Genomic DNA, 20,574 nt, shown 5'->3' with positions numbered 1-20,574 from the left:
AAAAAAAGCTGGTTATTGTGATTCTGCGTGCGTAGATTTCTTGCGGGCTGCCATCATGATGTAGACGAGCAAGACGAGGAAGGCAACAAGAATGCTCAACATCTGGGTTGTCGAGATAAAATCACGAAGGAAACTCTTATCTTTTGAAGATGCTACGAACCACAAACCAAGCATGAACAAAGAGCGTAGTGAGCAGCCCGTAATGGGTGCGCATCACCTCGAAGCGCTCGCGAAGAGAAGCACGATGGTTCTGCACCGACATACCTCCATCGAGATAATGGGTGATGACAGCACCCACATTGCGCAATGGCAGGTGAAGCCTTGCAGACTCTTTCATCACACGTATGCACCAGTCTACATCGGCTGAATAACGATAGCTGAGATTGTAATGGATGGCTTTCGCTAAGTCGGTACGGGCATAGAATGACTGATGGCAAACCAACATACCCCAACGAAACGAACGCCAAGACAGGTGAGCAGGTGGCTGCAAACGTCGATGATGCAGAAAGCGCCCTGTTGCATCTACAATGTCGGTATCGCCATAGAGCACACCAGGAAGCACTTCACCTTCACCCACACAACCTGCTACATACTCCAATGTTTCGGCAGATGGAAACACATCGCCAGCATTGAGAAACACTAAATAGTCGCCCGTGGCTCGGTCTATCGACTTGTTCATCGCATCGTAGAGTCCTCGGTCGGGCTCCGACACGACAACGATGTCGTGGGCATTCTCGCCCTTGCTTATCTTGTGCTGGTAGGCTCTTACCATGGACAGGGTCTTGTCGGAAGAGCCTCCGTCCATGATGATGTGCTCGATGCTGCAATAGGTTTGTTTCTTCACGCTGTCGAGGGTTCTCTGCAGCACCCGTTCTGCGTTATAGGTACAGGTGATGATGGTGAATTTGATCATATACGGTAGTTTTTATAGGCCATCGCCTGATTGTAGACTTCGATGTACTTGAGTGCCACGACGTGCTGCGAATAGCTGGACGACACCTTGTGCAGACAGTTGCTGCGCACCTCGTCGGCATCGGCTTCGAAGAGCACCCAGTGGATTCCTTCCGCCAGATCGGCTGCATCACGATAGTTGGCCACATAACCGTTCTTGCGATGATCTATCATCTCGGGAATGCCGCCTACCTTGAAACCTACGCTGGGCACGCCGCAAGCCATCGCCTCCATGATGGTATTGGGCAGATTCTCGGAAAGCGAGGGAAGCACAAAGACATCTGCCGAACGATAAATATCGGCGATGCGACGGTCGTCGCTCACGTATCCCAACGAGATGGACGGGAAGGGCAACTTGCCCTCCAGTTCCTCGCTATGGCCGCCAAGGATGGCGACACAGGTGTTGTCGCGCATCTCGGGATATTTGTCTGCCAGCTGCTGGCAGGCTTCCATAAGATAATTCATGCCCTTGTAGGGATTGGTGGCTCGCTGGGCTATGAAGAGGATGATGCGCTTGTCGGCTGGCAGGATGGCACGGGTGCGGGCTTCCTGACGATCGGCTGGACAATATACTCGGGAGTCGATGGGATTGGGGATGCTTACCACTTTCTGCCCGGAGAGAAGCAGACTCGACTTCGCCTCGCCTGCCAGCCACTTGCTGCAAGCCACAAAGAGGATGTTGTTCTGCCTGTAGAGATTCTGCTTGCGGCACCACACCTTGGCTGCCAAATCGCCCCAAAAGCCTCCTGAAGGCAGATACTTGCACTTCGCGCAACCGCTGTGGAACTTGTTGCACCCCATGGTGAGATGGCACAGCGAGGTGGCTGGCCACATGTCGTGCATGGTCCATACCACGGGCTTTCCGCTCTTGAGTATCTTGCGGATAGAACCCAATGAGAGCATGCCCTGATTGATCCAGTGCAGATGGATGATGTCGGCCTCCCTGAACTCAGGCAAGCCCGTTATGTCGTAACCCGAATTGGCGATGTCGACGTCGAAGAGATGAAGCTTGGAGAAGCGCATGTGCCAGAAGATACACCAACGCTCCCACAGGAAATGCCACTGTCCGAAGATGGAACGGGGCATTTGAGCCACTGTGATCGACTCTGTCTCCTTATCGCGCACCAACATCTTGGCCTTAACTCCATTGTTGTTAAGAGCATCCATCAGACGGTTGGCTGCTACTGCGGCGCCACCGGTCTGCTCGCTTGTATTTACTATGAGTACTCGCATCGTTTGCATGTTTTATTATTCGACTGCATGCTTGCCCGGCTCGACACGGCAGGACGTATGCAATCTTACACATGTGCAAAGATAATGCTATTTGGGGAAAACACAAAACAAAAGACACTACAAAATGATAAGTGTCACTAAAAAAACACGCTGCAACTCTCAACGAGCTGCAGCGTATCATTATGTTTAACTTTAATTTTTCTAATCCAAAGGCAATCTCACGATCCCCTTTGTTATCTGTTAAACAATCTACCTTAAAACCTAATAACTAAAAACCTAAATCTATTACTACTAACCTAAACAATCTATTAACCTTTTGACGATGCAAAGATACAACATTTTTTGCTATATCTCCAAACATTTTGAAAGGAAAATGATAGATTTTAGTGTTTATTTGATATAAATCAATCAAATGTGCCCGAACACAACACATTTTAATCATCCATTAACGGTCGTTAAGCTTTCACTATGAGAACCGTGGCATAAGCCGATATTCCTTCCATTCTGCCCGTGAAACCCAGCTTCTCGGTAGTGGTTGCCTTGATGGAGATGTTGTCCTCGTCAGTGTTCATCACTTCTGCCAGACAGGCTTTCATGGCTGGCACATGAGGATTGAGTTTAGGGCGCTCTGCACACACTGTGGCATCGATGTTGCCCACCTGATAACCCTTGGTGGCTATCAGTCCGATGGTCTTGCGAAGCAATATCTTGGAATCGACATTCAGCGTCTCGGCCGAAGTGTCAGGGAAATGATAGCCGATATCGCGCATATTGGCTGCTCCCAAGAGTGCGTCACAAATGGCATGTATCAGCACATCAGCATCGCTGTGCCCCAACAAGCCCAACTCATAATTTAGTTTGATGCCGCCAAGCCAAAGCTCGCGCCCTGCCACCAACTTGTGGACATCATAGCCGAATCCTACTCGAATATTCATCATTTTGGGGTTTATCTTCTCTTGAACAGGTCCTTGATGCCATCCATATCAAAGGTGAGCGAAAAGCGCAACGTCTGGTCGAGCGGATTGCTCTTGGCGGTGGCTACTACATAACCGGCATCGAGCTGGAACACACTCATCTTGAAACCGGCACCGACGGTAAAGTACTTGCGGTTGCCCTTGTTCTCGGCTTCGTGATGATAGCCTGCACGGAGCGAGAACTTGTCATTATAGGTGTACTCTGCTCCTACGCCATAGTAAATCTCCTGCAGCTCTTCCTTGAATCCGCCTGGCGCATCGCCGAAACTCTTGAAAATGCCTCGGATAGCTGAAATATCATTATACTCGCGATGCACGCGGTCTTCATATTCTGAATTGTCCTCTCCCTCTTCCTGCTTGGGAACGGTAGGTACCAACAGCTTGTTGGCATCGGCAGCAATGGTGAGGCGGTTGTACTCGTCGATAGGAATCATCAGCGAGGCGCCCAATCGGAGGTTGGCTGGCAAGAACTCGCTGTACTCATTGCCGCTAAACTTGATCTTACTACCGATGTTGGAGATGTTGAGACCGATACCCAACTGGCACTCACGCTGGCCGATGTTGATATAGTTCTGATAATAGGCTGCAATGTCGGCAGCGAAGGCGGAAGCGGGAGAATTGTCCTCGCGCTCATCAAAACGCATGTCGGAATAAATCCAGCGCAAAGCGGCAGAGAGTGAGAATGTCTCGCTCAGCATCAGCGAGTAAGCTACGTCGAGCGACATCTCGTAAGGATTGATAGTGGTTCCTTCTCCCGACTCGGCTCCCTCGTAAGAGGTGTAGACTTTACCCAGATTGAAATAGCGCAACGAACTCGACACGGCGCTGTGGTCGCCAATGCGGTAATAGCCTGCCAAATAGGCAAGGTTCATATCGTTGACCAACGAGCGAAGCCAAGGTGTGAAGTTGAGCGCCACTCCTGCACGCGAGATACAGAAAGGATATTTGGCAGGGTTCCAGTACTGAGAGTTGACATCTGGGTCGGTGGCCGCACCCACGTCTCCCAAACCGCCGCCACGGGCATCAGGAGCTATGGTCTGCGAAACGACCGCATAGTTGACAGGATTGAAAAGATCCTTCTTTTCCTGAGCACTCGCCTGCAGAGAGAGCTGCACCATGAGCACCGCCAGTAATATTCTGAATGCTTTGTTCATATCTTCTTTGTGGTTTATTATTCTGTTGCCTAAAATAAAACGCAGAAGCAGCCTTTTTATTTTGCCGTGCGCCTTATTTGTTGTTAATATCCTCTTATTTTCTCAACTTTCGCTGGGTTCTGAAGTTATAGAAGTTCTGTTATTGTTTTATCGCCTGTCTTATCTGTTGCTGATGACAATGAGCTTCTTCGTCTTCGACACATAGCTGCTGCCTTCCGACGACACTTTGACACGATAGAGATAGACGCCCGTCTGCAGGGGGCGGCCACCATCTACCGACAAATCCCAGTCGACCGTATAATTGCCCGTAGCCGACACTCCGCTCTCGGCATGACGCCACATCTGTCTGCCTGCCGCATCGAAGAGTTCGATGACTACATCCATGTTGCTCTCCATACGGTCATGACTGATGATGAACGTGGTGGAAGTACGGGCTGGATTGTTGGTCACGCCGATGTTGAAGAGCTGCGGACGCAAAACTTTCACCACGTTGAAGTGAAGCACGGCTGTTGAGCTGTTGTTCTGAATGTCCCATGCGCGGAACTGCAGTCTGTGAGGTCCTTCCTCCAACTCGGGAATACTATAAAAGGTGGAGCCACTGGTATAGGTTCCGAAATCGTAGCTGAAGTTGTTGTTGAGCGTATAGGTCTTCGCCATGTCGCCATCGATGACGAGCTGAAGGTCGTGACCTATTCCGCTGCCGGCTGCATTGATGCCGTCCTTATCCTTGATCTCTGCCACAAAATAAGGCGTGCTGTTCACATTTCCACCATCAACAAACGAAGGCGAGTTGAGATAGCAATAGATGGAAGGGCCTACCGAATCGTTCTTTGCCTCGGCACTTCCTCCCACAATAAACTGGTCGCAGGAGCCATTGGCTCTGATGGTCTTATCGGTATTCAGGGCATAGAGATTGATCATTCCCTGACCATCGGCATAGTTGATGTCCTTGGGCACGGCAAACGTCAGCTCGAAACTGCTGTTGCGAATGCTGTCGGAACCATGATAGAGCGTCTTGGTGCGGTCTAAATACTTGAACGCCACCTCTGCGCCGTCATTGCTGGTGTTGTTCAGCTTACAGGTTATCTCTTCCTGAGTGTCACGCACCGTTGCTGTCACCACACCATTGAATCCTTCTACTCCTGCCACATGTCCTTTCATCTTGATCACAGATCCTGCCTTGACCGTAGGCATCGTTCCTGAACCGACAGCCACACCGTCGATTTCGTCGACCACAACCTGGGCTGTAGGAAGATTGAGCGACAGGGCTGGATCGCCCAACAGCGAATACTGCAGGTGGTTCTCGGTATTGTCCTGTTCGGGACTCGTCTTGTTGGGGTCTTCCCGGGTAGGGGTCGGATAACGGTTGGTTCCCAACATCACGTCGTTCTGCGCCAGTCGGTGAGCCTCGCCTAAAGCAATGGGCTTGCCGTCCTGCAGGGAGAGCACACGCTTCATGAAAGCATGGTTGATGTATTTGTTGGCGGATGTGAAAACGGTACGGGCCGTTCCATAGAAAGCTACGGCTCCGCCCTTCTCGTTGAGCACGGCTGCCTCGCCTATTGTTTCCGTTACGCCGTCGAAAGGCATAATGTCGCAGGCTGCTGTCACCCACAATGGCAGATTGGAGGTGCGCGACTCGCTAAAATCGCTCAATCCAAGTACTGACTCGTGCGAGATGAGGGTGGTGTTGCCATGCCCTCCATAGTCCATGACCAAGGCTCCGTTGGCCTGTTGCTGGCGGATGATCTTGCTCACCTCTGGATATGTATTGCCAGTGGCTGAACTCTCACGGGTATAGGCGTCCCACATCACTTTCTTGATCAGGAAATTGGGATAATCCCTGCCCACGCTATTGGCCACAGAGTCGACATCCTGCATGTGGATATTGTCATTTCCATCGTCACCCATGAACATGATGGTGTTCTGCCAGGCTCCGCCATTCTGATTCTTGCTGTAATTGATGGTCTTGTCGACCATGATTTTCGCCTCGGCTACTGTGGTTACCGGGAATCGGCCCACGCCTACGTCCTGCAGCTCACGTCGTGCGTCGGAACCTGCACCTTCGGCCAGGATGCCCATCCAGCTGTCACCTGCATAGCAGGTTGTCTCGCTAAACGAGTTCTCGCTCTCATAGACGAGAAGGTAATCGTCTGGATCAAACCGCTTGCAGTCGGCTGTGAGCATGCGGTTGTCCCAAACGCAGTCGCCAAAGAGCAACAGATACTTAGGCATGTCGGCCTCTGTCGCAGCTCTGTCCTGCAACATTCTGAGATAGCGACGATAGGCATTGGCATCGGGTGTGCCACTCGAGAACTCATTGTACAGTTGGTCGGCGGCAACTATATTCACCCGCATACCGTCATGACTCTCATGGAACTCCTTTAGGCGCTGTGCCTGCTTCAACAGTGCGCCTGAGGAGGGAACGATGATGACCAGGTCGGCCTGACCGTCAGCATGAAGATCCTGATTGGTAATGTTCTTCACATAAGTGGCTGTAGGATGCTTTCCCGACAGAGGCGACAGCGGAATCGCCTTCTCCCAAGCCATCGACACATAGTCAAGACGGGCTGTCTCACCGCTCACATTCACGATGGTGACGGTGTCCTTGGCGTCTATCCTAAGATTGTCGAGCGAATAGGTGCCACCCACCTGCCCTGCCTTGCAATAATCCAGAATACGAACATTCAAGGTACCTATGTCCTTGCCGTTGAGCAGAATGCGTATTTGGTTATTTCCTCCTGCCGAGACATTGACGGTAAGGCGTCCTTTCTGACTGCCAGTGGTGTTGGTGATCACTACCTGCTGACTGCCGCCCACGCTGATGGGCGTAGGGTCGAAGAGATTTCGTCCGCCATTATACCAGCTGTAGCCATCGACCTCGTAAAGCGAATGATAGTCATCGGGCGACGGATAGAAAGAGGAAACAAAGGCTGCCGAGTCGACCGTGGCAGGCTCCTCGTCGCTCTGGGTAATAAAATAATAACCGTAATCGGAATAAGGATTGCGTCGGCGGACAGTCGATGAGTTGGACGTCCAGCTGACAGGACCCTTGGCATAAAACAGATGTTTTCCGCCTACGACACACTGGGGCACTTCCTTCAAATCATCGGTGCGGGCCAGGTCGTTGGCATAAAGAGCCTCGTTCTGCAGATTGCCGCCATAGCCATAAATCTTCACCTTATTGATATTGGAGAAGCCTGCCTGACGAACCGTGGCATCGGTAAGCTGGTAAACACCTGAAGAGCTGACTCTTATCTTTGCCCACTTGCCCGAGGCAAGTAAAGAATGTTCGGCATAGATGTCGGCTGCCGAGGCATAAGCCTTGTCGTTCTTGCGTTGGCGCAGCACGCTGTTCTTCACGGCCTTTGCCTTGACATCGAGCATGAAACTCACCAGCATCTGATATTTATTGTTGCGGAAAACCAATGGGCAGAAGGAAGCCACAAGATATCCTTTCCTTCTGCTCACGGAGATATTCTGACTAAGAGGCACCTGCGAAGGCAGGGCTGCACCGGATATGCGATTGTAGTTGGCCACATCGCTCACGGTCATATCCATATATTCTGGATATTTCACCGAGACGGTGTAGACCGAGTCCTGATAGTTTTCGGGCAAAGGAATGGAATAGAGAAAATGTGGCAACACTGAGTCGACCTTGACCTCGTCGGCTGTCAAGTTAAAGAACCGCTGCTGTGCCTTTGCCGGCAGAGCAAGAACCAGCAAAGCCATCCACACGAAAAATATCCTAACTCTTTTATTCGTCATTTCTTGGAATAACAAACTTGTTTCTTATGAGGCGGAAGATAAATTCCACCGCCCTGTTCTGTAAATCCGTACTGTTCTTTCGAGTGGCTTGTTAAAAGCACTTACTCAGAAAACCTTACGAACAGCTTTCATCGGGTTGTTTGCAAATGTAACTACTTGCAATTGAAGTCGAGCACCTTCCAGTCTTCAAGATAACCTTCGAGATGGTCGTCAATGCTGACAGGTCCACAACCGGTAGGACAGCCTGTATAGAGCAAGTCGCCCGTCTTCAGCGTGAAGTACTGACTGATATAAGAGATAATCTCGTCCACCTTGTAGAACATATCGCTGGAGCAACCTTCCTGTACAGTCTTGCCATTGATGTCGAGATGGAAATGAATGGCCTGTATGTCGCGAAACTTCTGCACATCCATCCATGAACCTATCGCCGCCGAACCATCGAAGCCCTTGGCAAGTTCCCATGGCTGGCCAGCCTCACGCAGCCTCTTCTGCATCTCACGGGCTGTGAAGTCGATTCCTACCGTCACCGCATCATAATATCTGTGGGCGAAGCGCTGCGGGATGGTCTTTCCCAACCTGCAGATGCGAACCACCAACTCTGTCTCGTACTCTATACGTCCCAGATGATCAGGGATGAAGAATGGTTTTCCATCCTTCAGCAACGCCGAGTCGGCTTTGGTGAAAATGACAGGTCTCTCTGGTTTAGATAACGTGTCATGTAGCGATTTATTGTGTTCGGCATAGTTCATGCCTATGGCAAATATCTTCATAACTTCTAAAACTTCTATAACTTCTGAACTTGCTAAAGTTCAATAAAAAAGAAATGGGAGTTAGAAGCAAAGCGTAAGCCTTGACTCCATAACTCCCTGATATTCTAATTTAACTATAAGTCAAATTAATCTTGCCATGCCAAGCATTTCGTCCGCAACAGCAGATTACTCAGCAGCAAGAGTGAAGCGCTTGTAAGCAACGATCTTGAGATCCTTGCTCTGAGAAGCGAGGTACTGAGCAACAGTCTGCTTGTCGCCATCACCGAACTGGAACTCCTGATCAACGAGGCAGTTCTCCTTGAAGAACTTAGCCAGACGACCATTAGCAATGTTCTGGATCATAGTTGGGTTCAAAGAAGCAGCCTTCTCCTCACTTACAGTCTTCTTGATGTTGCGTGCCTCCTCAGCCTGCTCAGGTGTCAACCAACCCTTCTTGGTGTTGCTCTCGATGTGATCCTCAGAGTCAACGTGAGCTGGGTTGATGCCAGCCTTCTTCAATGCTGCGTTAACAGCCTTCTCTACGAGCTCTTCCTTGGTCTTAGCCACAGCTACCTCGAGCTCTGTCTTCTTAGTCTCCTCAGAAACAGAAGACTCGTCGAGAGCTACAGGACGCATAGCAGCTACCTGCATAGCAACCTTGTGACCAGCCTCCTCGTTGTTCTCGTTGAGCTGAACCATAGTACACAGAGTGTGCTTGTTCATATGGTCGTAAACCTCGATGTTCTCACCCTCGAGAACACAGTAGCCGTCGAGCTCCATCTTCTCGCCTGTGATACCAGAGCGCTGTGTTACAGCAGCCTGAGCATCAGACTCGCCAACCTTCAAAGTCTTCACCTCGTCGAGAGTGTGAGCCTTGGCAGCGATAGCAGCATCGAGGATGTCAGATGTCAACTTGATAAAGTCAGCACCATTGGCAACGAAGTCTGTCTCGCACTTGAGAGCGATGATAGCAGCAAAATCGTTAACCTTCTTAACGAGAACGCAACCATTAGATGTCTCGCGGTCAGAACGCTTTGCAGCGATAGCGAGTCCACGCTCACGGAGCAACTCCTTTGCCTTATCGAAATCACCTTCAGCCTCTGTCAGAGCCTTCTTTACGTCAGCAAGACCAGCACCTGTCATAGCGCGAAGTTTCTTGATATCTTCAATTGAAACAGCCATAATATTTTTCTTTAATTAAAATAGTTAATGTTCTATTTGTTGCTATAGCACTGAGCCACCCCTTTCCTGGATGATGGCTCAGAGCTTATTAAGCCTTTGCCTGATTACTCAGCAGCCTCAGCAGCCTCTTCCTTGCGGGCAGCCTTCTTCTTAGGCTGATCCTTCTGCTCGGCAGCAGCCTTCTCATCAGCCTTCTCTGCCTTGCGCTCCTCAAGACCCTCAGCGATAGCACCGCAAACAGCAGAGAGAATTACCTCTACTGAATCCTTTGCATCGTCGTTGGCTGGGATGATGTAATCGATATTCTTAGGATCAGAGTTGGTATCAACGATACCGAACACTGGAATACCCAGACGGTTAGCCTCCTTAACAGCGATGTGCTCCTTCATTACGTCGATAACGAAGAGTGCGCTTGGAAGACGAGTCAGGTCGGCGATAGAACCAAGGTTCTTCTCCAACTTGGCACGCTGACGGCTTACCTGAAGCAACTCGCGCTTAGAAAGGTTAGAGAATGTACCATCATTCATCAGCTTATCGATGTTTGCCATTTTCTTGACAGCCTTACGGATTGTAGGGAAGTTAGTGAGCATACCACCTGGCCAGCGCTCAATAACGTAAGGCATGTTGACAGAGGCAGCCTTCTCGGCTACGATGTCCTTAGCTTGTTTTTTAGTAGCGACAAACAGGATTTTCTTACCTGACTTGGCGATTCCCTTAAGTACCTCAGCAGCCTCGTCTACCTTGGCTACGGTCTTGTTAAGGTCGATAATATGAATACCGTTACGCTCCATGAAGATGTAAGGAGCCATTGCTGGATTCCACTTGCGACGGAGGTGTCCGAAGTGGCAACCTGCCTGAAGTAACTGGTCAAAATTTGTTCTTGACATTGTCTTTTCTTGTTTAATTGTTGTTTACTTTCTTTTTGAATCTAATTGTTAGATCAGTCGATGAGTAGTCCCCGATTAATGGAATCTCACCGATTTAGATACTAAACTTTTTAGCTCAGCTATATATAATCTGTATATATATAATATGTATAAGATTAACGCTTGCTGAACTGGAAGCGACGACGAGCCTTTGGCTGACCTGGCTTCTTACGCTCTACAGCACGTGAGTCACGTGTCATGAAGCCTGCATCCTTCAATGCCTTCTTGTCCTCAGCGTCGATCTTAACGAGCGCGCGGGCAATAGCGAGGCGAAGAGCCTGGCTCTGACCGGTGAAACCACCGCCATCGAGGTTTGCCTTAATATCATACTTACCCTCAGCCTCGAGCAACTGCAATGGCTGCTTCACTACATAGCGAAGGATTGCTGATGGGAAATATGTCTCAATATCTTTCTTGTTGATTGTGATCTTACCTGTACCTTCTGAAAGGTATACACGAGCTACAGCGCTCTTGCGGCGACCAATTGCATTAATTACTTCCATTCTACCTTAATTATTTATACTGGTTAATATCAATTGCCTTTGGCTTCTGAGCCTCATGCTTGTGCTCTGTGCCATCGTAAATGAAGAGGTTGTCCATCAGAGAACGACCCAAACGGCCCTTTGGCAACATACCCTTTACTGCATGACGCAAAATCTTGTCCATGCCATCAGGACGTGTGCGCAACTCAGCTGGAGTATTGAAGCGCTGACCACCAGGATAACCAGTGTAACGTGTGTAAACCTTATCTGTCTCCTTCTTACCAGAGAATACCACCTTAGCGGCGTTGATAATGATTACGTTGTCACCACAATCTACATGTGGAGTGAAAGTTGGCTTGTACTTACCGCGGAGCAACTTTGCTACCTTTGAGCAAAGACGACCAACAACTTGGTCTGTTGCGTCGATTACAACCCACTCTTTCTTAGCTGTCTCCTTGTTTACGGAGATAGTCTTGAAACTTAATGTGTCCATTTTAAATTTTAAATTACTACTAAAAAACGTTTTTAAATCTTTTTACTCACTTTTAGACAGGCGATTCACTAACCGCAATTCCCGGCCACAGGAGATTGCTATTAACACACACTGCCCAGGGGACTCTAAGCGTATCCCCGTAAATAATCGGACTGCAAAAGTACACATTTTTATTTAATTATGTGTAAGTTACAAACTCAAGCGTTTTACTTTTATAGATATTTAACTCAATTTTGAATTTTAAACAGTACTTTTTTACCAAAAAGTAGGAAGCAAGTTTTTCTTGCGCGCACGTACATTAATATATAATACACTCAACTTTTGCAAATCGGGATGTTTTAAAAGTTCAGCATGATTAGAAATTGCCCAAGCCTATAGGCAAGTCACATCGTCGTACGTGACAACAGGTCTATGCGTATGAGCGAAAGGGGGCGTACTCGGATTATTCGTGTTCCGCAAATTTATGCAATAATGGTCAAAAAACACATTGTCTAACTGGGAAAAATAATCTGCCCAACTGGGAAATTATTTTTTCCTAACTGGGAAATTATTTTTTGGCAGTTAACTATAGTATTTTTGTGTATTTTTATGCACAGGTATTTCTGCTGCCATTTTTTAAGCCTCCGGTGTCATTATGTCATGTGTCATTTGTCATTAAGGACTTCTGACCCCTCAGAGGTTAAGAGAAGTTAAAGGTGTTGATAAAATTCCAATTTCTGCGTTTATACATCAGAACAAGCAAAACAAGGCATACATGACAGAGAAAGAATTCACCTCACTGGTTCCCGAGCTGCGGCAAACAGCCCTGCACGTCTGCAGGGGCTGTGGCACCGACGGCATGACTGCCGAAGACGTGGCGCAAGACACCATGCTCAGGCTGTGGGCCATCAGAAAGGACATCACCTCTGCGCAACATGCTAAAGGTCTGACGGGATGCGTCGCCAAACACTTCTGTATCGACAGACACCGCAAAAAGCGGGAAGTCTCCTTGCTGCTGCATCCGCATCTTCAGGCTGAAAGCCACGAGCCGCCTCCCGACATGATGATGGAAACGCAGGAGAATGATATGTGGCTGCAACAGAAACTGCTCGAACTGCCATCCACGCAATACCAGGTGCTGCACCTGAGACAGGTGGAGAAGAAAAGCATGGAAGAGATTGCCGGTATCATCGGTATCACTCCTGCTTCGGCTGCTACAATCCTGTCGAGAGCCCGACAAAGGATGCTGACGGAAATCAGAAGAAGAATGGAGATTTCGAGGGAATGAGGGAAGTTAAACACTGAACATTAAATATTAATATAAAAATGAATGGAGAAAAGAATATTAGACTGCTCATCGGGAAATTCATGCAGGGACTTACCTCGATAGAGGAGGAGGTACGGATAAGCCAATGGTTTGCTGCACACGCTGATGTGAGCGATGACTTGAAGCCTTATCAGCAAATGTTCGCTTACTTCGACAAGGGGATGCCTACGGATGGGCTGATGCCTGAAGACGGGGAAATGTCTGATGGGGATGTTTGCCGTGAGCCGCTTCGCTATCGTTCACGTCTGCGCCCGCTGTGGTGCTTGCTTGCTGCTGCCGCCGCCGTGGCTCTGCTCGTGGTTATGACTTGGCCTGCGAGGAACGGGGACAGTACGGCCTCGCCTGCTGCGACGCTGGCACGGGCTGACAATGACTCTGCTGAGACCCTTGTGCCCGCTGCTGAAACTGAGGTGAGGAATCAGGTGAAACAGGCGGTCAGGCCGAAAATGCGACCTCGCAAACGTGGTGTCTATCGCAAGCATCTACACAGTCCGGCGCCTCCTGTGACATGGATTGCTCAGACTGTCATCGACTCTATGCAGCAGTCGCCTGAAGCCTTGGCTGAGGCGCATCTGCAAGCGCTCGAGGAGCAGCAGAACGAAATGCTCTTCCGCCTGTATCTGGTCAGCGCCCTGCAGACTGAAGACCTGGCATCGTATAACGATGAGGATGATTATGGACAAGAACAAGAGAACGTAAAATAAAGAAAGGAAACATGATGAAAAAGAATCTCAGAATCGTCATGATGGCTTGCCTGATGATACTCTCGGGTACTGCCGTCGCACAGAAAACTATCCTGATGCCTCAGCAGGCTTTCGAGAACCTTGCTGCCTGGCTCACCGCCAACGACTATGTCGCTACTTCGTCGAAGAAACAATACAGCAAGGGGTATGTTGTTTCCTACGATTATGCTGTCCCCGTCAGGAAAGCTAAGCCGATAGAGACTTACAACCAGGCTTTGCTCGCCAGCAACAAGATTGCTTACTCTTCCATGATCAAGAAGAAGGGCTTCGACTCTGACAAACAGGAAAGAATAGCGTACGGCGAGAAGAATTCGCAGAGCATCACCTTCGGTGCGCACAAGGAACGCAACTACAATTTGCAGTATTTCCGCGACCCTAAGGACAGCACCATGCGATATGTGTACACTCTGGTGTGGTACAGCAGCAATGACGAGAGCAACAGCTGGCGGGCCAGGAAGGACGGCGACGAGGAGCTGATCAAAGGTTCTGTCTATCTGTTCTATGGCAGGGACCCGGCATGGGAAAGGGCTCATCGCGTCACGGGACGTGCCACCATCATCAATCCTGATGGAACCGTCGCTGAGGTAGACGACCTGAAGGGTCTGGAGGCTGACCTGAACAGTCTGGCTGACGGACTCAGCAGTATGGTGGTAAGCAGCAGCGACGGCGTGGACTCGGTGGTGGTCAACGGACAGACCGTGAAGTACTGGAAAAACCTTGCCAAGAAGTATTCTGCTAACGAGCCGGAGCCAAAAAACAGCGCTGAGTTCCTCACTCTGCTCAACAACCTGCGTGCTGCCTTCAAGAATGCAAAGGATCAGTATCGATGGGGGTTCCAGTCGCAGTTGCGCCGCAACTTGCAGACGGGCATTGCCAACAAGATCATCAGGCTATGCAAGGGTCACGGCTCTCTTCTCAACGCTGAGGAGAGGAAGTTTTGCGCCAACGCCCTCTCCAAGATGAAGAAGGATACTGACGACGACTATCTGCAAAGTCTGCTCGACCTCACCGCACGGTCGATGAGCAGATAGGCTCGGCTAAGCTTCTCCCATTATCTGCAGGATGTCTTTCTGCGTGCGGTTGAAGGGGCCATTGTGCTCCAGCTTGATGGTGCACATGGCTGCGGCAAACTTGCCTGCCTCTAAGGGTGATGCGCCCTGCAGCCTCCTGTACAGATAACCTGCTGAGTAAGTGTCGCCACAGCCTGTGGCGTCGACGACCTCGTGAGGCTTATAGGCTGGGACCTCGTAGAAGGTTTGGTCTACATAGATGAGCGAGCCCTCGCTGCCCAGGGTGATGATGACTTCGGTAACGCCCCAGGAATGTAGCAGCAGGGCTGCCTCGCGCGGATCTTTCTTGCCGGTGATGGTTTCCATCTCTGTCTCGTTCACCTTCAGATAATAGGTGTTCTTGAGAACTTTCAGTTTGTCCTGCCAGTCGACGGGATAAACTTTCTCGTCTCTCACTTCGCGCAGATAGCCCTGCACGTCGATAGACACTCTGCCCTTGGTGGCGAGATATTCTACTACCTCGGGCGAGAAGTCATCGCTCAGCAGGCTGCCCAGATGATACACCTTGGCTTTTACGTCCTTGAGCTGCGGGATGGTGAAGGGGTCGGCCTTGGCGAGTACTCGCTGTTTGCGCTCGTTCTGGTTCTCGCCGAAGTAGCGGTTTTCGAAGAACACCGTGTTGCGCGATGCGTTGAGCATCACGTTGATGCCTGCCTTGCGCATTCGGTCCACCGGCTCGGTTTCGGTGGGGTCCATCGCCGTCACCAATGAGAAGGTGATGTCTTTGGGCAGTTGGTTGATGGCGTAGGCGAAGTAAAATGAGGTTCCGCCCGCCATATATACGGTTCGGTTGGGAGTTACTATCTTGTCTTTAGTAATGTGTCCTATACAACAAATATCTGTCATTGTCTTTTTTTCTATTATGTCTGTGTTGTGGTTTCACGATGCTGCACCCTGTCGCTTCTGATGCATTGAAACTGTGTGCAAAGTTACCACAATTCTCCGAAACGGCAAACGATTTTGGACAATAAGTGACTCATGTTGAGCAAAATGCGAAAGTTGAGCCAATACCTTTCGGACGATTTATGTATATTTTCCGAAAATTAATACCCAATCTTTTGCTCTGTCGAAAAAATGCTGTACCTTTGCAGCTGAATAAAAGCAAATAACAAAAAACTCAGAAATAAAAGGCTGAAATAGATTGTCATGTGGTTTAATGGATTAATCTACGATCATTCGGCGGTGCAGGGCATCGTCATACTTTCTCTTATCTGCACACTGGGTCTTGCCCTTGGCAAGATTCGGGTGCGTGGCATTTCTCTCGGCATTGCCTTCGTGTTCTTTGTGGGCATCATTGCCGGTCATTTCGGACTTTCGATCGACAAGGATATGCTCGAGTTTGCCGAGAGCTTCGGACTCACCATGTTTGTTTATGTACTGGGACTTTATGTCGGCCCCAACTTCTTCGGCTCCATGCGACATGAGGGCATTGCGCTCAACCTGTGGTCGATGGCTGTCATCGTGGTGGGAACGCTCTTCTCTCTGGTTTTGTGCTGGCTGCTGCCCGTGAGTCTGCCCGACATGGTGGGCATTCTCTGCGGCGCTACTACCAATACGCCTGCCCTGGGTGCTGCCCAGCAGGCTTTGCAGCAGTTGGGACTTCCCAGCGGTGGTGCTGCCCTGGGCTGTGCCGTGACTTATCCTTTGGGCGTGGTGGGCGTCATCCTGGCGATGATGACGATGCGCAAGCTCTTTGTGAAGCCTGCCGACCTGGAGATAAGACGAAACGACGAGGACGACCATACTGCCATCGGACAGTATATCATCGTGAATCCTGCCCTGAATGGCAACACCATAGCCGAGATTTCGTTGCTCACACACCGCAAGTTCATCATCTCGCGCGTGTGGCGTGGCGACCAGGTCATCGTGCCTCAGGCCGACACCGTGCTGCACACCAACGACAGTGTGCTGGTGGTAACCAATAAGGATGAGGTTTCTGCCATGTCGATTCTCTTCGGCAAGAAGGTGGACAAGGACTGGAACCGCGAGAAGGTGGACTGGAACGCCATCGATGCCAAGGTGGAGAGCCGCATCATCGTGGTGACCCGTCCGGGACTGAACGGCAAGTTGCTGGGTCATCTCTCCATGCGCAACACTTATGGCGTGAATGTGAGCCGTGTGCTCCGTGGCGATATTCGCCTTCTTGCCACCGACGACCTGCGACTGCAGTATGGCGACCGCCTCACCGTGGTGGGCGATCCTACCAGCATCGACCATGTGGAACAGTTTTTAGGCAATGCTGTCAAGACGCTCAACGAGCCTAATCTTGGCGCCATCTTCCTGGGCATCATCCTGGGTCTTGCCATCGGAACGATACCTTTCAACATTCCCGGTATGACGGCTCCTGTGCGTCTCGGTATTGCGGGCGGTCCTATCGTGATGGGAATCCTCATCGGTGCCCTGGGTCCACGTGTGCATTTCATCTCTTATATGACGCGCAGCGCCGGACTGATGCTTCGTGAGTTGGGACTGGCGCTCTATCTGGGTTGTTTGGGTCTGGAGGCTGGCGGACAGTTCTTCGAGACGGTGATTCGCCCTGAGGGACTGATGTGGGTAGGTATAGGCTTTGCCATCACCGTGGTGCCTGTGCTGATAGTGGGACTCGTCATTCTGAAAACCAAGAAGTACGACTTTGGCAGCATCTGCGGCATTCTGTGTGGCAGCATGGCGAACCCTATGGCGCTGACCTATGCCAACGACACCATCGACGGCGACACGCCAAGCATCAGTTATGCCACGGTTTATCCCCTCGGCATGTTTGTTAGGGTGATTATCGCCCAAGTGCTGATCATGTTTTTCGTATAGTTTTTTCGAGGAGTTGTCTTTTTAAGGAATTAAAGGAGTTAAGGAGTTAACTTCTGAATTAAATACTAATCGTTTCTTCCAAACAAATTTTCTTGCCTGTCAGCGGATGCTCAAAACTGATGGATTCGGCGTGCAGCATGAGTCGCTGTGCCGGTTCATTGCCATAAAGCGGATCGCCCACGATGGGGGCATGGAGCCCCTCGCTGTGGGCACAGTGTACGCGTAGCTGATGTGTACGGCCAGTCTTGGGCCAGAGGGCGAGGCGCAGGTGTGTGTCGTCGATGCGGGCGAGCACCCGATATTCGGTGACTGCCTCCTTGCCATGCTCATGACTCACTATCTGGCGTGGACGGTCCATGTAGTCGGGCATCAGAGGCAGACTGATGGTTCCTTCCTGCGCCATACGGTCGGCTGCTGCCTTGTCCTGGCAACCCACGACGGCGACATACCGCTTCTCCACCTGTCGGGCTGCAAACTGCTGCTGCAGACGATGATAGGCAAACTCGGTCTTAGCAATCACCATCAGTCCGCTGGTCGACATGTCGAGCCGATGAACGATGAGCGGTCCTGTGGCCTCGGGCATTCTGCTCCGCATGATGGAATACACCGACTCGGCTCCGTTCTTTCCTGGAACCGACAACATTCCTGCCGGCTTGCATATTACGGCTATCTGCTCATCTTCGTAGATAGTCTTCAGCTCCGCCTTGTATTCTTCCGTCCGCGTACAGGTGGCCTCGGGCAGCATCCATTGCAGGATGGGCTTGCACTTGCCGTTGCAAGCAGGATAGAAGTTCAGGTGATGGCGTATTTCTTCCTTCGGACTTTCTCCCCACCAGAACATGGCCATTTGCAGCGGACGATAACCGTAGCTGTAGGCATACTGCAGCAGCTTGGGCTCGCAGCATTCTCCGCTGCCAGCCGGTGGAATCTTGGCTGCCGTGTCCTTGAAAATCTCCAAGAGGTTCTTGCGTTCGCCCTGTGGGTTGAGCATACAGAACTTGCTAAACAGCCATCGTTGCAGTGAGTCGGAGAGTTCTTTGCGCAGTTGTTTCAGATACCTGATGGTTTTCTGGTTTCTGTCGTATTCCTCCTCGATGTCGGTCTTCCTGTCCCGTTCTTTCTTGAGTCTTCTCAGCTGGGCTTTCATAAACTGGCTCTCCCTCACCATTTCTGCCTTTTCCTCCTCGCTCAGGTTGCCCGCCTTGCGTCGGGCGTCGCGCTGTGCTTTGGCAGCCTTCATCTGTAGCTGATAGGCGTCGATGTCGCGCTGCCAGCGGGCTTTCAGGGTGTCGATTTCCGTCTTTATCTGTTTCATCCGCTCATCGTTCTGCAGATCGTGTATGGCGACGTTGATGTCCGAGATGTCGCTCTCGTGCTTTTTGAAATATCCGTCGGGCTTCAGATAGTCGAATACGGCAGGCACAAAGCCACTCCAGTCGCTCCGGCCACCTATCTGTCCGCTGTAGGCAGCTATATAGCCTGTCTGTGGCTCAGTCGCTTCGCCGTCCTTCCGGGGCTTTTCCACGATCAGCACGCCGAACATCTTGCCACGGTCTATCTCCTCGCGCCAGTCGTCACGCTGGGCGATTTCCTCCTGCAGCTCCTTGCAGGCCATGATGCAGAGAGGGTGCGGCTCATAACAGAACGGATTGTTCATTCTCTCGGGCAACCGGATGCCCGAGGCTGGGTCTATATGTATTGGATGAAATTTCATGCTGCAAAGATACGATATTTTTTTATATTCTTTTCGCTCATTCAGAATTTTGCATTATCTTTGCATTAGTTTTTATTAAATCACGATGACACAACATAACAGTACATTTTTCTATCATCTTGTCGCCTTCATCACTGTGGCGATATGGGGAACCACCTTTGTCTCCACCAAGGTGCTGATGCTTCATGGCCTTTCGCCAGCCCAGATATTCACCCTTCGTTTCTTCATGGCTTATGTGCTGATGCTGTGTTTCAACCACCGTCGGCTCTTCGCCTCGTCGTGGCGTGATGAGGGCAGGATGATGCTGTTGGGCATTACGGGCGGCTCACTCTACTTTCTGAGCGAGAACGAGGCGATGAACTTCACCACCGCCACCAACACCTCGCTCATCGTCTGCTCGTGTCCTCTTTTCGCCACCTTGTTGGTGAGGCTCGTCTATCGCTCCTCGCACATTCATGTGGTTCAACTGATGGGTTCGCTGTTGGCATTTGTTGGCATGGTCATCGTGGTGCTCAACGGCCGTTTCGTGCTCCATCTCTCTCCCGTGGGCGATGCGTTGGCTTTCACAGCCTGTATGTGCTGGGCTGTCTATTCGCTGCTCATGAAGTCGATGTCCGACAAGTACAGTGCCGCATTCATCACGCGAAAGGTGTTCTTCTATGGCGTACTCACCATTCTGCCCTATTATGCCGTGGTGCCAGGTCTTCCCTCCCCGGAGGTGCTCACGCATCCCGTGGTACTTGCCAACCTGCTCTTCCTGGGCTGTCTGGCTTCCATGGCGTGTTTCCTCACGTGGAACTGGTGCATCTCCAAGTTGGGAGCCGTCAAAGCCACCAACTGGGTTTATTTCAACCCCATCTCCACCATGATCTTTGCCTCCTGGGTACTGGGCGAGAAAATCACTCCCTACTTCCTCGCAGGTGCTGCCTGCATCCTCATAGGTATGTACACAGCCGACAGGAAGACAGAATAAAAATAAACTTATTTAGCATTTACACCTCTTTATTTTAAAACTTAAAAACTT

17 protein-coding genes are annotated in these 20,574 nt (G+C 50.5%); 5 read left to right on the top strand and 12 right to left on the bottom strand.

What is annotated here, in order from left to right; genetic code table 11:
• Nucleotides 1-136 precede the first annotated feature (136 nt).
• From F7D20_RS08855 to rplM, 10 genes are all read right to left on the bottom strand, one after another.
• Nucleotides 137-913, bottom strand: a complete 777-nt coding sequence (locus F7D20_RS08855) for a glycosyltransferase family 2 protein (RefSeq protein WP_158463731.1) — start codon at nucleotides 911-913, stop codon at nucleotides 137-139.
• Nucleotides 910-2,184, bottom strand: a complete 1,275-nt coding sequence (locus tag F7D20_RS08850) for a glycosyltransferase family 4 protein (protein WP_158463730.1) — start codon at nucleotides 2,182-2,184, stop codon at nucleotides 910-912. The genes F7D20_RS08855 and F7D20_RS08850 overlap by 4 nt, the downstream gene beginning before the upstream one ends.
• A gap of 455 nt (nucleotides 2,185-2,639) precedes the next feature.
• Entirely contained in the window at nucleotides 2,640-3,119 is a 480-nt protein-coding gene (gene ispF, locus F7D20_RS08845; RefSeq protein WP_022252184.1) for a 2-C-methyl-D-erythritol 2,4-cyclodiphosphate synthase, read from the bottom strand.
• Between the two features lie 11 nt (nucleotides 3,120-3,130).
• Complete coding sequence (gene porV / locus F7D20_RS08840) at nucleotides 3,131-4,312, bottom strand: type IX secretion system outer membrane channel protein PorV (protein WP_158463729.1); 1,182 nt, start codon at nucleotides 4,310-4,312, stop codon at nucleotides 3,131-3,133.
• Between the two features lie 159 nt (nucleotides 4,313-4,471).
• Entirely contained in the window at nucleotides 4,472-8,080 is a 3,609-nt protein-coding gene (porU, locus tag F7D20_RS08835; RefSeq protein WP_194253536.1) for a type IX secretion system sortase PorU, read from the bottom strand.
• A gap of 152 nt (nucleotides 8,081-8,232) precedes the next feature.
• The gene (locus F7D20_RS08830; RefSeq protein ID WP_158463728.1) at nucleotides 8,233-8,850 is read right to left on the bottom strand and encodes a fumarylacetoacetate hydrolase family protein; all 618 of its coding nucleotides are present in this window, start codon (nucleotides 8,848-8,850) and stop codon (nucleotides 8,233-8,235) included.
• 165 nt (nucleotides 8,851-9,015) lie between these two features.
• Nucleotides 9,016-10,011: a translation elongation factor Ts gene (gene tsf / locus F7D20_RS08825; RefSeq protein WP_158463727.1), complete on the bottom strand. Its 996-nt coding sequence runs from the start codon at nucleotides 10,009-10,011 to the stop codon at nucleotides 9,016-9,018.
• A gap of 104 nt (nucleotides 10,012-10,115) precedes the next feature.
• Nucleotides 10,116-10,898, bottom strand: coding sequence for a 30S ribosomal protein S2 (rpsB, locus tag F7D20_RS08820; RefSeq protein WP_158463726.1), 783 nt, complete (start codon nucleotides 10,896-10,898; stop codon nucleotides 10,116-10,118).
• Between the two features lie 155 nt (nucleotides 10,899-11,053).
• Entirely contained in the window at nucleotides 11,054-11,440 is a 387-nt protein-coding gene (gene rpsI, locus F7D20_RS08815; RefSeq protein WP_022252191.1) for a 30S ribosomal protein S9, read from the bottom strand.
• Between the two features lie 10 nt (nucleotides 11,441-11,450).
• Nucleotides 11,451-11,912 (bottom strand): 50S ribosomal protein L13, encoded by a 462-nt coding sequence (rplM, locus tag F7D20_RS08810; protein WP_022252192.1) that lies wholly within the window; start codon nucleotides 11,910-11,912, stop codon nucleotides 11,451-11,453.
• A gap of 754 nt (nucleotides 11,913-12,666) precedes the next feature.
• Here rplM and F7D20_RS08805 point away from each other — a divergent pair.
• The 3 genes from F7D20_RS08805 to F7D20_RS08795 are packed head-to-tail and all read left to right on the top strand — an operon-like array spanning nucleotide 12,667 to nucleotide 14,992.
• Nucleotides 12,667-13,179, top strand: coding sequence for an RNA polymerase sigma factor (locus F7D20_RS08805; protein WP_158463725.1), 513 nt, complete (start codon nucleotides 12,667-12,669; stop codon nucleotides 13,177-13,179).
• Between the two features lie 38 nt (nucleotides 13,180-13,217).
• Nucleotides 13,218-13,922: a hypothetical protein gene (locus F7D20_RS08800; RefSeq protein ID WP_158463724.1), complete on the top strand. Its 705-nt coding sequence runs from the start codon at nucleotides 13,218-13,220 to the stop codon at nucleotides 13,920-13,922.
• A gap of 11 nt (nucleotides 13,923-13,933) precedes the next feature.
• Entirely contained in the window at nucleotides 13,934-14,992 is a 1,059-nt protein-coding gene (locus tag F7D20_RS08795) for a hypothetical protein (RefSeq protein WP_158463723.1), read from the top strand.
• Between the two features lie 6 nt (nucleotides 14,993-14,998).
• On the opposite strand, the gene F7D20_RS08790 is transcribed toward F7D20_RS08795, so the two are convergent.
• A complete protein-coding gene (locus tag F7D20_RS08790) occupies nucleotides 14,999-15,877 on the bottom strand; it encodes a PfkB family carbohydrate kinase (RefSeq protein WP_158463722.1) in 879 nt (292 codons plus the stop codon).
• Nucleotides 15,878-16,177: 300 nt separating this feature from the next.
• On the opposite strand from F7D20_RS08790, the gene F7D20_RS08785 reads away from it, so the two are divergent.
• Complete coding sequence (locus tag F7D20_RS08785) at nucleotides 16,178-17,836, top strand: putative transporter (protein ID WP_158463721.1); 1,659 nt, start codon at nucleotides 16,178-16,180, stop codon at nucleotides 17,834-17,836.
• Nucleotides 17,837-17,894: 58 nt separating this feature from the next.
• On the opposite strand, the gene F7D20_RS08780 is transcribed toward F7D20_RS08785, so the two are convergent.
• Nucleotides 17,895-19,550 carry an RluA family pseudouridine synthase gene (locus tag F7D20_RS08780; protein WP_158463720.1) on the bottom strand — a complete coding sequence of 552 codons (1,656 nt, stop codon included), beginning with the start codon at nucleotides 19,548-19,550 and terminating at the stop codon, nucleotides 17,895-17,897.
• 85 nt (nucleotides 19,551-19,635) lie between these two features.
• On the opposite strand from F7D20_RS08780, the gene F7D20_RS08775 reads away from it, so the two are divergent.
• The gene (locus F7D20_RS08775) at nucleotides 19,636-20,523 is read left to right on the top strand and encodes a DMT family transporter (RefSeq protein WP_158463719.1); all 888 of its coding nucleotides are present in this window, start codon (nucleotides 19,636-19,638) and stop codon (nucleotides 20,521-20,523) included.
• The last annotated feature ends 51 nt before the right edge of the window (nucleotides 20,524-20,574 follow it).

Source organism: Segatella copri (assembly GCF_009495355.1).
Lineage (GTDB): Bacteria > Bacteroidota > Bacteroidia > Bacteroidales > Bacteroidaceae > Prevotella.
Note: the sequence above shows the minus strand (reverse complement) of the source record. Positions and strands in the feature narration are given on the sequence as shown.

What these genes read in the sequence shown, in the direction of transcription:
- F7D20_RS08855 (WP_158463731.1), bottom strand. Translation starts at nt 913, where the DNA reads ATGATCAAATTCACCATCATCACCTGTACCTATAACGCAGAACGGGTG.
- F7D20_RS08850 (WP_158463730.1), bottom strand. Translation starts at nt 2,184, where the DNA reads ATGCGAGTACTCATAGTAAATACAAGCGAGCAGACCGGTGGCGCCGCA.
- ispF (WP_022252184.1), bottom strand. Translation starts at nt 3,119, where the DNA reads ATGAATATTCGAGTAGGATTCGGCTATGATGTCCACAAGTTGGTGGCA.
- porV (WP_158463729.1), bottom strand. Translation starts at nt 4,312, where the DNA reads ATGAACAAAGCATTCAGAATATTACTGGCGGTGCTCATGGTGCAGCTC.
- porU (WP_194253536.1), bottom strand. Translation starts at nt 8,080, where the DNA reads ATGACGAATAAAAGAGTTAGGATATTTTTCGTGTGGATGGCTTTGCTG.
- F7D20_RS08830 (WP_158463728.1), bottom strand. Translation starts at nt 8,850, where the DNA reads ATGAAGATATTTGCCATAGGCATGAACTATGCCGAACACAATAAATCG.
- tsf (WP_158463727.1), bottom strand. Translation starts at nt 10,011, where the DNA reads ATGGCTGTTTCAATTGAAGATATCAAGAAACTTCGCGCTATGACAGGT.
- rpsB (WP_158463726.1), bottom strand. Translation starts at nt 10,898, where the DNA reads ATGTCAAGAACAAATTTTGACCAGTTACTTCAGGCAGGTTGCCACTTC.
- rpsI (WP_022252191.1), bottom strand. Translation starts at nt 11,440, where the DNA reads ATGGAAGTAATTAATGCAATTGGTCGCCGCAAGAGCGCTGTAGCTCGT.
- rplM (WP_022252192.1), bottom strand. Translation starts at nt 11,912, where the DNA reads ATGGACACATTAAGTTTCAAGACTATCTCCGTAAACAAGGAGACAGCT.
- F7D20_RS08805 (WP_158463725.1), top strand. Translation starts at nt 12,667, where the DNA reads ATGACAGAGAAAGAATTCACCTCACTGGTTCCCGAGCTGCGGCAAACA.
- F7D20_RS08800 (WP_158463724.1), top strand. Translation starts at nt 13,218, where the DNA reads ATGAATGGAGAAAAGAATATTAGACTGCTCATCGGGAAATTCATGCAG.
- F7D20_RS08795 (WP_158463723.1), top strand. Translation starts at nt 13,934, where the DNA reads ATGATGAAAAAGAATCTCAGAATCGTCATGATGGCTTGCCTGATGATA.
- F7D20_RS08790 (WP_158463722.1), bottom strand. Translation starts at nt 15,877, where the DNA reads ATGACAGATATTTGTTGTATAGGACACATTACTAAAGACAAGATAGTA.
- F7D20_RS08785 (WP_158463721.1), top strand. Translation starts at nt 16,178, where the DNA reads ATGTGGTTTAATGGATTAATCTACGATCATTCGGCGGTGCAGGGCATC.
- F7D20_RS08780 (WP_158463720.1), bottom strand. Translation starts at nt 19,550, where the DNA reads ATGAAATTTCATCCAATACATATAGACCCAGCCTCGGGCATCCGGTTG.
- F7D20_RS08775 (WP_158463719.1), top strand. Translation starts at nt 19,636, where the DNA reads ATGACACAACATAACAGTACATTTTTCTATCATCTTGTCGCCTTCATC.